Origin of the sequence: secondary endosymbiont of Heteropsylla cubana, assembly GCF_000287355.1 — a bacterium.
Taxonomy (GTDB): domain Bacteria; phylum Pseudomonadota; class Gammaproteobacteria; order Enterobacterales; family Enterobacteriaceae.
On sequence record NC_018420.1, the window covers coordinates 466070 to 480067 of the forward strand.

Sequence of the window (13998 nt, forward strand, 5' to 3'; positions counted from 1 at the left end):
AAATGTTTATCTCTCTTAATAATCTTTTTTTCGTGAGTATACAGTTATAATTTTTGATAAATATCTGGGATGTTTTCTTATGATTTTTCAACTTACTAAAAGTTATCAATATACCTATAGAGGATTTAATAATAAACTAAAATAGCTCACATCAAAACAAAAAAAAATACCTTTGTTAATAATATAAAATAAGTTTATAGGAAAGCACCCGAAAAGGTTGCAACATGATTGTATGAATATACATCGTAACTAAATTTCCTTTTAGAAGACGGAAAGATAGACGAATTTATATCAAAACAGTTAATGAATAAAATTTTGACATTAATTTTTATTAATAGTTTTAAAATATATGATCAGATCTTTGTTTTTTTTTAATAAATTTCTGTGCTTAGATAACTCTGTGAGTGTTAGGTGGGTAAATAACATCAATAACATTCAGATGAATACAGTATGCTAATAAAAAGAAAAAAAATAGATCTAATTAAGCTATTAAGTTAAAATTGTTATAATAAGTAAAATATATTAATAGAAAACAGAATGCATTTCTTTTTAATAAAGATGATGTTAATGAAAACTGTTTTTTTCATGTGTAAATTATAACTTTTAGTAAAAAACTGACAACAGGCTAAATTTAGGTTAATAAAAAATATATTAAATAACATGACCTTTTAAAATAAAATATAGATTTTAAAGTTTTTAGTTTATTTTTTTTGCAGGTTATTTTTTTTAACCGAGAAATTATATTTTTATACTAATTTTTTAATAAAAATCTTGACATTAAATAATTAATTCGAAGTTTTTTTGAAAAAAAATTATCTATTAAGAATATAGAGTATTTTCTCAATAAAAAAGTTTTATTTTCATATTTATATTAACTATTCAACCAATAAAAGTTTGATCCTATTTATACAAATAGACATATAGGTGGTATGTAGATTCGTATTGCAGAAGCATTTTTCTTTTTTGTTTTTTTTAAGATTTGTTTAAAATTAATGGTGTTTAGATCATGTTGATGTTAAATTAAAATATGTTTTTTTAAAATGATAAGATGAATATCTTGATTAGAATATAGCATTTTTAATAAAGATGTTTATATGAGCAGCAAGCTTCTCATTACAAAATGATCAAATTTCTATTTGATAGATAATATAATTATTATAAATTTATCTACTTGCTGTGATAACCTTATATAAATTTAAAACATTTTTATTATCGGAAAATTCTCGTTCTAATTGGAAGAGAAGATAATCGTTAGTTTTTTTATCTTCTTAGCGTAACCTTTATGGTTATAAATTTCTTTATTTCTTAAACAAGAATATGAAAAGTTGAATTGATTCTAAGCAACATCGAATTAACATAATAATAGTTTTGAGTGTGTTAATTTATTAAAATTATAAGGGTTTAGAGGGTCTCTTTTCTTAAGTGAAAAATAATTTATTAACATAAATTAATGTATAAATGAATATTTTTATCAATGTGATGTAGAATAAAATTTCTTATCTAACAGAATGATTCCATTCCACTTACTATTTTCCTGTGCTTTATCTACATGTCATCTAATTAGTTATATAACCATACGTAATGTTTTTAAGTATATTGATGTTAATTTGTGATATTTTTACTGATTTATTGATTCTTTTTTTAAAATTTTTGAGAAATCTACCAAAGAGTAAAGTAGAATAAATAAAATTTATTTTTAGATAACAAGTTGCAAAAAGTGTTTTTTCATAAAACTAGTAAAGTTTTTATTAATTATTAAAGGTATTTGGTAACGTAGTATAGTGTTTTTTTATTTTTTTATTTACTTGTTTAGAACAAAATTTCTTTATCGGAAAAATATAATTTTATTTTTAGGATAAATTCTATGCAAGAATATTATAAAAAAATAAAAAACTAATTTAGTAATGAATTAGTTATTAACTAATGATAGTATTATTAATATATTTTTATATAAATTAACTGGTTGTTTAAGAAAAAAATATTTAAGACACTAAAATAGTGTCTTTGATTCTTTAAATAGAAATCTATTGCTATACAAATAAAATGTGTATGTAACTGTTTTTATGCGTTGATATAGTATGTTGATTTTATTTTTTTAATTTAATAGGATTTCCCATAAAAATCATTCAGAATTCTTGGACAAGAAATCATCGAGCGATAATATATCAATGAATCTTAAAGTACTTTAATAAGTTATAGATAACTGGAGTTAAAATAAAAAAATAAAGATTTTTTTTGATAAAAAGGTGCATTGAAATATAAGAGGAGTAAAGATTCTCATAGTTATTTTTATCTCTATTCTATATTGTTATAGGTAGTAGTATATGTAGTCTTGCGTAGGTTCATACATACATAATTCATTACCATATTATCCAGTAAGCGATTTCTGAAGATGGGTTCTTTATCTTAAAATTGGTATACAGTTTTTTTATTCTGTGCAATAAAATTTATCAGTAACTGTGACCATTTTTAACTAATTTATTTAAAAAACTTTAACATATATTATTTCCAATAAAATTATAGATAAAATTTTATTTTTATTAAGTAAATTGGGATATAAAATAGATTTGGGGTATAGAAATAATATTAGATTTTTAAAAATTGAAATATATTATTGAGGTAAGCAAACATACATAAAACAAATAGTATTTACAGTTTCTATTTAAAAAACGCTTCTTTTTAAAATACATCCGATATTAAATGACCTGCTTATTAAATAATATTGTATATTGATTCAATGTTAAATTTATAAAAAATAATGTTATTAAAATAATACACATGATGTAACACATTTACTGATAAAGAAAATTTGTTATTTTTATGTTATTTTAGAATATATCCATTAAAATGTTAAAGATATAGTGATCTGACTATTAAGAAATGCCCTAAAAAGGAAAAAGCAGAAAACATTGCTCTAATGACATTGCATGGATACCAATAATAACTAATTGCTAAAATAGCAGTTTTAATAAAAAGTAACACACTTCCCACTAGAATAGAAAAGTGATAGTTAGTATGGTGTTGGTAGTATTGTTCTCCTGCAATCCATACCATCAGAATACTAACAATGATACCGATAAATATCGGCTGTTTTAACAATTTATCTAACCCCATCCAAGAATACATCATTAATAAGATGCCAGAAGAAAAAAACATTAAGGTTAAGAGCCAGAAGTTTTCTAAAAGCATGTATTGAAAAAATCCTATAATGTAGAATACATAGCTGAAGAAAAAAGAATGCATGGCATAAATTAGTTGTTTTCTAGACAAGATAAGCAATATGCTACCAAAAAACGTTGCAAGAAGACCAAGAAGAACAAAATAACCAATAGGTGTGGTATGTTTTTCGAGAGCCTTCCAAGTAAGGGTGATAAGAAGTAAAAATGTTATGCTTTGAAATAACCATAATTGCCAAAGCGGTCCACGGTACGACGCGTCAACATAAAGCCATCCTGAGAACATTATTGCTATAAAGGCCCAAAGCATATTACTTCCTTTATGAAGTGTATTGTTGGGGGGGGGTAAATATTTTTATTACACAAAAGGGATTTCTGTATTTGATTAAGAATTATTTGATAAATGAAAATTAAGAGATCATTCTGTTAGCAATATGTTAATATTTACTTTTTTTTTGCTTATATCGCATACCGATTTAAAGAGATAATATGCGCTATATTATGGATTTATTTTTTGTGTTTTTTTAAAAGTTTTTAATCTAAAAAAAATTACTAATTTGTTAATAAGGATTTTAAAGTATAAATAAATTGATTGTATTTTCTTAATGCTAAATTTATAGAAATTACTTTTTTAGTTTAATATATTTTCAATATCATTCTTTTAACGCAGCATTTATTTTGGAAAGCCTTATTTCATTAACATTATTGTATTTTTATATATATAATAAAGATAATTTTACTTTTCTAGTATTATTAGAGCAATATGATAGATAATTTTTGATTAATCTTTGATCAGAAAATGATTTCAAATTTTCGGTTATTTTAAGTAAATGCCACATATAACACTTCAATGTTAGTATAATCTTATAGAAAATACAATATAACAAGATTTTTATATAAATATATTAATTATAGTGCTTTGTTTAATATATTTTTATTTTTTTATAACAATTGTTTTTATATTTATTTTTGAATGTTAAACCTATTTTTGAATATATTTTTTCTTCTGGGTCAGGGTCTATAAAATTTTATGATTCTTAAAAGGAAAACTAAATAGATGCGTTATCATTCAATAAATCCGTTAAGGTCGTTTTTCATTACAAATGGTAAGTTTATTATATTGTATAAGCATTTTCTGTTAAAAATTATTTTTAATTGATATGATGATGTATCATAAAATAATTGATTATTTTGTTTTTTTTTTGCTTTAATGGAGGTAACTTATTTATCATAATGTAATATTCTACAGAAAATAATCACCATTATCTTTTTTTTAAATTGATAAAATTACATTTTCGATGTTTATATATTTAAATAGCGGCGGGTAGTAAGCGCCGCATATATTTACAACAGTATTTATAAAAAATTTTTTCGGATATTTTTTAGATTTTATACCTTTATTTTTGAATTTGTTAAATCAGTAATAGTTCCTGCGTATATTTCTGCTGCTCGACCTATAGACTCATATAGTGTAGGATGTGCATGAATTGTGAGCGCAATATCCTCTGCTTCGCAACCCATTTCGATAGCTAAACTAATTTCTCCTAGTAGTTCTCCACCATTGACTCCAACTACAGCACCTCCAATAAGCTTATGATTTTTAGAATCAAAAAGAAGTTTCGTGATTCCGTTATAGGAGTCAGATGCCATAGCACGCCCAGACGCCTTCCATGGAAAAATGGAGCTCTCATAATTAATTCCTTTCTGTTTTGCTTCTTTTTCTGTTATCCCAACCCACCCAACTTCAGGATAAGTGTAAGCAATTGACGGAATTAATTTTGGATCAAAATAATGTTTTTCACCGGCAATAGCTTCGGCTGCTATATGACCTTCATAACTTGCTTTGTGTGCTAACATAGGATGTCCAACAATGTCGCCAATAGCATAAATGTGTGGAACAGTAGTACGCATTTGCTTATCTACGGGAATAAAACCATTGTTATCCACTTCTATTCCAGTTTGTATAACGTTAAGTAGATGACCATTTGGTACACGACCGATAGCTACTAGAATAGCATCATAACGTTGGATTGCTAAAGGTGCATTTTTTCCTTCCATTTTAACATATACACCGTCGCTTCTATCGTCTACTGTGTTAACTTTTGTTTCCAGCATCAGATTGAAATAGGAAGTGATTTGGTTAGTAAATATTTTAGCGATATCTGAATCCACTGCAGGAATAACTTGATCAAACATTTCCACTATATCAACTTTTGTACCTAAAGATTGGTAAACAGTAGCCATTTCCAGCCCGACAACGCCCCCTCCCATAACTAATAATCGGTTAGGTATTGATTTGATACTAAGTGCATCTGTAGAGTTCCATATGCGTGAAGAAGAATTGTCTCGGATACAAGATAGTTGCATTGGATGCGATCCCGCTGCGATGATCGCTTGTTCAAAAATAACGGTAGTAGTGTTTTCTTCGCTTGTTACATCAATCGTATTAGGGCTAGTAAATTTACCATAACCATGTATTATATGGATATTACGTGTTTTTGCTAGTGTTTTTAGACCATTAGTTAGTTGATTAACTACTTTTTCTTTCCAGTTTCGTACGTTGTTGATATCGACGTTTGGGGTTTTTAAAAAAATACCCTTTTCGTTTAATGTTTTAGTTTCAGTAATTACTTTTGCGATATGCAACAATGTTTTTGAAGGGATACAGCCTACGTTTAAACATACTCCACCTAAATCGGAATAACGTTCTATTATTGCAGTTTTTAAGCCTAGATCTGCGCAGCGGAATGCTGCGGAATATCCTCCAGGACCAGATCCTACGACTACTACTTGAGTGTTTATCTTTTCGGGCATAAACATAACCTCTTAGTTGATTATTCGATAATTTAACTGTCTATCTAATTTGGTGTGTTTTAATGAAAGAGTATTATTTTTTCTAACCGTTTTATTGTAAGTAACATTTAAAATATTAATTTATATAAAAATTAAAAAAGTTTATTAATGTAGGTTACTTATCAAGGTTGTTTGCTCTTTGAGAACAAGCTTATTTTTACGGTACTAATATTGAAACGGGGGATCTAAAGTTATTGCTTTACTTTGAAATTATAATATTAACCTGCGAATATCAGATAATATTTTATTAATAAATTTGATAAAATGTGCAGCCTCGACCCCATCGATAACCCGATGATCATAAGATAGAGATAGCGGTAAAATTAAGCGCGCTATAAATTCTTTACCATTCCATAATGGTTTTATTTCGCTTTTTGATATTCCAAGAATTGCCACTTCTGGTGCGTTGATGATCGGAGTAAACGCAGTTCCACCAATACCGCCAAGATTTGATATGGTGAAACAGCCACCTTGCATATCTGTCCTTGTTAGTTTATTAGAACGAGCGTTTTTTGAAATTGTTATTAATTCTCGCGTGATTTCCAAAATACTTTTTTTATTTACATGATAGAACACTGGCACGAGTAATCCGTTTGGAGTATCTACTGCTATGCCGATATTAATATATTTTTTTAACAGAATTTTTTGTCCATCTGTTGATAGTGAACTGTTAAAGAGAGGAAAATGCTCTAGCGCTACAGCAGCTGCTTTGATTATAAATACAAGTGGAGTAACTTTTATCGTAAGCGTTTTTTGTAACTCTATATTTTGCTGTTTTCGAAAAGATTCCATATCAGTAATGTCAACTTCATCAAATTGAGTTACATGGGGAATCATTGTCCAATTACGTTGTAGATTTCGACCTGATATTTTTTTAATACGACCAATCTCTACTTCTTCAACATCTCCAAATTTACTGAAGTCAACTTCAGGCCAAGCTAAGAGGTCCGGAAACAAGGGACGATTTAAAAACGTAGGTTGATTGTTTTCTTTTTTAATTATTTTTTTAATATAATGATGCAAGTCTTCACGTATAATTCGACCTTTTTTTCCAGTTCCTGTGATTTGCGTGAGATTTATTTCAAACTTACGCGCTAAACGGCGAATGAGTGGTGTGGCGTGTATATAGGAATCATTTTTAAAAAATATATTTCTTTCTTCATTTGTGCATCCTAATATAGGATTAGCAATCTCAGTTTTCTTCACCTTAACAGCCATAATTTGAGAACCACTCCAAACTTGGTCGCCTATCTTAATCTTAATTTCCTCTATTGTTCCATTAAGCGGAGCAGGGATATCTATTAATTCATTATTGTTTTTTACAGTTATTAGGGACTGTAAGGCCGCAATTTTATCGCCTACTTTGACTTTAATCTCGAAAATTTCGACTTGATGGTCTGCAATATGTGGGAGGTTAATTTTCTTGCTAATCCAGGATTGATTCGAAGCTGGTGTGTGATTTTTTTCCTGAAAAATTATTTCATCTGAGATTTGATTGTGCTTATTGGTTTCCTTTTCGAATATCATCATAAGTGAGTCTTTGTGCACTTTATCACCGATATCTACTTTAATTTCTTTTACTATCCCAGAACATGGTGCTGGCAGCTCCATCGATGCTTTATCGCCTTCAACTATAATAAGTGATTGTTCTAATTCTATTTTCTCTCCTATCTTGACTAGGATTTCAGTGACTTCCGCTTCATCTATACCAATGTCTGGTACATAAATTTCAACAGCCATTATTTAGGTTCTCTCTTATGCTAGACGAGGGTTGAGTTTATTAATGTCGATTCCGAATTCATTAATAGCCTGAATTACTATATCATGGTTAATATTTCCATTTTTAGCTAAACCATGTAATGCCGCGACAACCACATAGCTTGAATCTACTTCAAAGTGATGACGTAAGTTTTTTCGGCTATCTGAACGTCCAAAACCATCGGTTCCCAATACGTAGAAGTTATTAGTAGGGACAAAATTTCGTATTTGCTCAGCAAAGAGTTTTATATAGTCTGTAGACGCGACGGTAGGGGAATCATTAAGAATTGTTGCTACATATGGTGTGCGTGGAGTTTCGCTAGGATGGAGCATGTTCCATCGTTCGCAATCTTGTCCATCACGTGCTAGTTCAGTGAAAGAGGTTACACTATAAACATCAGAGCTTACATTATAGTTTTTAAAAAGAATTTGAGCTGCTTCTCTTACGTGCCGTAGCATGGCACCTGACCCCATTAATTGCACTTTGTTGGTATAGTAGTTCAGTGTTTCTAATTTATATATTCCTTTAACAATACCTAATTCAGAATTAGGTGGCATAGCCGGCATCGAATAATTTTCATTGAGTGTCGTTAAATAATAATAGATGTTTTCTGGTTTATCCCCGTACATTCTTTGTATGCCATTATGAATAATCACTGCAACTTCATACGCATAAGCTGGATCGTAGGAGATACAGTTAGGGATAGTAAGCGAGTGAATATGGCTGTGACCATCTTCATGTTGTAAGCCTTCCCCGTTTAATGTAGTTCGGCCAGAGGTAGCACCAATTAAGAAACCTCGAGCTTGTTGGTCTCCAGCTGCCCAAAATAGATCTCCTGTACGCTGAAAACCGAACATTGAATAATATATATAAAACGGAATCATCGGAAAATCATTGCTGCTATAGGAGGTGGCTGCTGCTAGCCAAGAAGAAGCTGCACCTAGTTCATTAATTCCTTCTTGAAGAATCTGTCCTTTTTTATCTTCTCGATAATAAGCGACTTGTTCACGATCTTGTGGAGTATATTGTTGACCATTCGGGTTATAAATACCTAACTGGCGGAAAAGACCCTCCATGCCGAACGTCCTGGCTTCATCAGCAATAATAGGGACGAGGCGATTTTTAAGTTCCTTCTTTTTTAGCATTACATTCAGCGCTCGGACAAATGCAATTGTAGTAGAGATCTCTTTTGTCTGTGTTTGTAGTAACGGTGCAAAATCTTCTAAGGTAGGTAGATCCATTGGAATGCTAAAATTTTTTGAGCGACTTGGTAAATAACCTAGTAAATTTTTACGTTTGTTATGTAAATAGATATGTTCTGGAGAACCTTGAGGAAAAGTGATGTAGGGAAGTGTTTTTATTTTTTCATCAGCAATCATATTTAAGTTAAAACGATCACGAAAATAGCGTAGTCCTTCTATATCTATTTTTTTTACTTGATGTGCAACATTCATAGCTTCTGCAGTTAAACCCATACCATAGCCTTTAATAGTGTGAGCTAAGATTACTACGGGCTTGTTTTTAATTTTTTTTGCTTTTTCAAAAGCAGCATAAATTTTCTGAGAATCATGTCCACCACGGTTAAGAGCCCAAATATCTTCATCGCTCATATTGCTTACAAGCGCATTTGTTTCTGGATATTTACTAAAGAAATGTTCACGTATATAAGCGCCGTTCTTTGATTTAAATGTTTGATAATCGCCGTCAACAGTTTCATTCATAAGTTGAACAAGTTTTCCTGAAGTATCTTTATCCAAAAGTGTATCCCATCGGCTTCCCCAGATAACTTTAATGACTTCCCAACCTGCGCCTTTAAAAATATCTTCTAGCTCATTAATAATCTTTCCATTTCCTACAACGGGACCATCTAGACGCTGTAGGTTACAATTGATGATAAATACTAGGTTATCTAATTTCTCTCGAGATGCGATAGTTATGGCACCCTTAGATTCAGGTTCGTCCATCTCACCATCTCCTAAGAATGCATAAACGGTCTGATTATTAGTATCTTTTAGATTTCGATGATCTAAATATTTTAAAAATTTTGCTTGATAAATAGCGGATATTGCGCCAAGGCCCATAGATACTGTTGGGAATTGCCAGAATTTTGGCATGAGTTTTGGGTGTGGGTAAGATGATAATCCTTTACCGTCTATTTCCTGTCTGAAGTTATTTATTTGTTCTTCGCTTAAACGTCCTTCTAGAAAAGCTCTTGCGTATATACCAGGAGCAATATGACCTTGAAAGTAAACAAGATCACCGCCATCTTTATCGTTTTTTGCTCGGAAGAAGTGGTTAAAGCAAACCTCATAAATTGTAGCAGATGATTGGAATGACGCTATGTGCCCGCCTAAATCCAAATTTTTCTTTGATGCATTTAAAACAATCATCATTGCATTCCATCGAATTGCAGAACGGATGCGGAATTCTAATTCTAAATCGCCAGGATATTCAGGTTCTTCTTCAACTGGAATGGTATTGATGTATTGTTGTTTATTGATATAATTAGGAATGTTTACCCCACTTCGATTTACTTTTTTTAGCAATTCATCAATCAAGAAGTGGGCGCGTTCCATACCTTCTTCACGGATAACCGATTCGATTGCCTGGAGCCAATCGCGCGTTTCTATCGGATCCACGTCATTGTAAAATGATGTTGACATGGTTCTATTCCTTATATGTCTTAAAAATTAGTATAATTTTCGTTTTTCTTATTATTTCTACTTCTCTAGAAAATACGAAGATAGTGAATGTATTCGATTTTTACTGCTAGGCGTTTGGTTTGTGTTACTATAAATTTCCTGTATTAGGAGAGGATTGACGAAAGTGTTTTTTTTATGGTATAGCTTTTGAAAGAACGTAAAATCTACCATTGTTAATCAAATACCAGAATCTTTAAGATGTCATTAAGCATCTCGCATTAGTATAGTTTATTCTTTTTTAATGATTTTATGGAATACATTTTATAACATAAAATAGAAAAGAGTCTGTTAAGTGAGATATTTAGATATAAATTTTACTGCTGTTTTAATATGATTGAGTAATCATGAAATTAAGATATTTAAAATCTATTAAAGAGTTTTATTTTTAAACTTGTATATAACCTGATATAAAAATTAATGACGCGTTTGTAACATGAATGGTGAGCAAGAAAAATTTAGTAAAGATGGATTTCTATGTAACATGTAAGGTTAATAAGATTTTAAAAAATTTTGTTTTTCAATCATCAATCTATATTGCGAATTTAGTAAATTTTAGCTTTGTTTCATACGAAGAACGTTTAGATACTTTTGGGCAAGTGATATATCATGAATGTAAATATCTTTAAACGTCTTGGCAGCTTGTTTGTTAAAACAACTTTATGATTTTGTTTCAAAAACATTTATGCTATTTTAGCACTTAATTGTAATGATTTTGTAATAATTAATTATATTAATAACATTTTTTTTGGAATTTTTATATGCGAGGATATTAAAGGATTCTTCTAATTTAGGTTTGTTAAATTTTTATGTTTTAGAAAATAATGATAAGTATATCAGTAGCTTATTAATGTTATGTTTTTCAAAAGTTTTCAGTTATAGTTTAATATAAAAATATTATATGAATTTGATTTTTATTAAAAAATATTCTTATAATAAATTAACATTTATGTGTTAATTTTAAATTATTTAATCAGTAATGAAGTAGGTTATATGTATAAAATTATATTATAATTATAATGTAATTACATTACATAAATGTTCTTTTATGTAGTAATGCGGTTGAATTTTATTCCCATTCAGTTTGATTAAAATCAAAATAATTTGAAATCATAAAAAATTTATTAAAAAAGTTATCTTTTTGGATAAGATTAGTAAATAAGTTGATTGATTTAAACATTTTTCATGGTTATAGTGATATTTAATAAATTGCCAGTCTGTGCTTTAATATAGATAAACTAGAAAAATGACTTAAATTAGATCTTTGTAATAAAAAATATTTCAATATATACTTATATAAAGTTATACAATAAAATAACATTAAATATTAATATAACTTATTAATATGTATTGTAATTACTTTAAAATTCATAAAAATTTTATTAACTAAAAATTATAATATCCGATTAATTACTTTTTGTATACTACATTTATAGTATATTAATACTAATGATTATTATTAAATTAATTGGTGATTTAGTCGTTTTACTATTATGAATCATACTGACATTGTATATGAAAAGACTATCGGTTAATTTCATCTATTATTGCTTTATATTTTCCTGTCCATTGTTTTAACGTTCTTTAACTAAGATTACAAAACGTTCATAAGTAGATATAACCAATATGTCATGTTTTTTATAAAATAGTTTAGGTGGATCACTATTTAGATAGTCACAATAAATATATATTTAATTAATTTAAGTTATAAATAATTATTTTAGAATATAAAAAAATTCTTTATTTTATATCGTGAGTCTATTTTATTTGTATTATTTTTAAGTTTAAGAAATTCTCTTATTAATCGTGTGTTATCAATGAGCAATTGATAAGATACATCAAGCTAAATTAATAAGAAAAATAACTTAAATTAAATGGTGTTATTTAGTTAATAAAATAGCACTTTACTTAAAATTAAATCCTAAAAAAGTGAAAAAATAAAAAATAGATAGTGAATTAAATATAATATAGATTAATATGTTAAGGATCCATGATAATAGTATTTGGTAATACTTTGTTATTTATAAATGAGCACCATCCTTATCATTATAAGGATATTGTCGATATTTTTATAAAATTTAGATATATCAAAATATTCGTATAAGGGCTATTTGATGATGTCAGGATGAATAAAATCATGTTATGCCAATAAACATCAGATAATTATTCCTGATTTTTTATTTATTTTAGATTAAATTTCTATTATTTTTTTTATAAATTATCAATAATGTATAACTAAGTTATTAAACAAGATAAAAATTATATTAATACAAATCGATTTGAATCATTACCATTAGTTAATAAATTAGTTATTTACAATAGCTATTGTAAGAATAAAATTTCCATGATAAAAAAAATCTAATTTTATTGTAATTTATTGCAATATAGAGTTGTTTTTATATTAAATAATAAAAATTTAATTAAAATAAATATGTTAGTGAACATTGAATAGCATTTTACTATTTTAAAAATTAATTAAACCAATGGACTGGGATAATTTATAAACATTTTTATATCTTAAAAATTTGAGAGTATACCTACCTAACAGTAGATAATAAATCAAAATATGTGAGAAAAAAAATAAGAACCTATATATCTCTAAAGGTAGGTTTGTTGAATAATTAAAAAGTCTTTAATGAGAAAAGGTACAACCACTCCGTGAAAAGCATACACAGTCTCTACACGGGGGTGGAGTGCCTTTATTTATTATTATTCAGATGATCCTTTAAGTAGATGTCCCATCTTAGCAGCTTTAGTGTCTAGATAGCGAGCATTTTTTGGATTGCGTCCTACGATTAATGGAACTCGTTCATTAATGTGAATTCCTGCTTCGGTTAATATCTCAACTTTTTTGGGGTTATTGGTTAATAGACGTACCGTTTCAACTCGTAATAATTTGAGCATATCAGCACATAAAGTGAAATCTCGTTCATCGGCAGCAAAACCGAGCTGATAATTAGCTTCAACAGTATCTGCCCCTTTGTCTTGTAGTGCATAGGCGCAGATTTTATTCAATAGGCCAATATTACGGCCTTCTTGGCGATGATAGAGCAAAATACCACGCTCTTCTTCGGCTATATAGCTAAGTGCTGCTTCTAATTGAAAACCGCAATCGCAACGTAAGCTAAAAAGAGCATCGCCGGTAAGGCATTCAGAATGAACACGCGTTAACACTGGTTCTGGACCGGTGATATCGCCGTATACCAGAGCCAGATGATCGTGCAGGTTGGCAATTTCCTCAAATCCTACCATTAAGAAATCACCCCAGGGTGTTGGCAGTTTGGCTTCTGCCATACGTTTAAGCTGCATTTTGCTCTCCAAAACCTAAAAATGATGCTCATCCTACTGCTTGGTACGTTATTTAATTAATTAGTACCAGTGCAAGAAGGCTTACAGATCATTATCCTTTAATGCGATGTCGTTATAAAGTCAACCAATAATGAGACGTGTTTCGGTTAACTAAAAACGCAAGGCGTAACTAAAAAAGTTCTTCTGATATTTTAAAAATAGT

The 13998-nt window shown here is 28.8% G+C and carries 5 protein-coding genes; all 5 read right to left on the reverse strand.

Annotated features, from left to right (window positions below; genetic code table 11):
- Positions 1-2850: 2850 nt before the first annotated feature.
- Entirely contained in the window at positions 2851-3486 is a 636-nt protein-coding gene (locus A35E_RS01175) for a lysoplasmalogenase (RefSeq protein ID WP_014888851.1), read from the reverse strand.
- A gap of 1079 nt (positions 3487-4565) precedes the next feature.
- Positions 4566-5990 (reverse strand): dihydrolipoyl dehydrogenase, encoded by a 1425-nt coding sequence (lpdA, locus tag A35E_RS01180; protein ID WP_014888852.1) that lies wholly within the window; start codon positions 5988-5990, stop codon positions 4566-4568.
- 249 nt (positions 5991-6239) lie between these two features.
- Positions 6240-7769, reverse strand: a complete 1530-nt coding sequence (locus tag A35E_RS01185; protein ID WP_014888853.1) for a 2-oxo acid dehydrogenase subunit E2 — start codon at positions 7767-7769, stop codon at positions 6240-6242.
- Between the two features lie 15 nt (positions 7770-7784).
- Positions 7785-10451: a pyruvate dehydrogenase (acetyl-transferring), homodimeric type gene (aceE, locus tag A35E_RS01190; protein ID WP_014888854.1), complete on the reverse strand. Its 2667-nt coding sequence runs from the start codon at positions 10449-10451 to the stop codon at positions 7785-7787.
- 2745 nt (positions 10452-13196) lie between these two features.
- The gene (ribA, locus tag A35E_RS01195; protein ID WP_014888855.1) at positions 13197-13796 is read right to left on the reverse strand and encodes a GTP cyclohydrolase II; all 600 of its coding nucleotides are present in this window, start codon (positions 13794-13796) and stop codon (positions 13197-13199) included.
- Between the last annotated feature and the right edge of the window lie 202 nt (positions 13797-13998).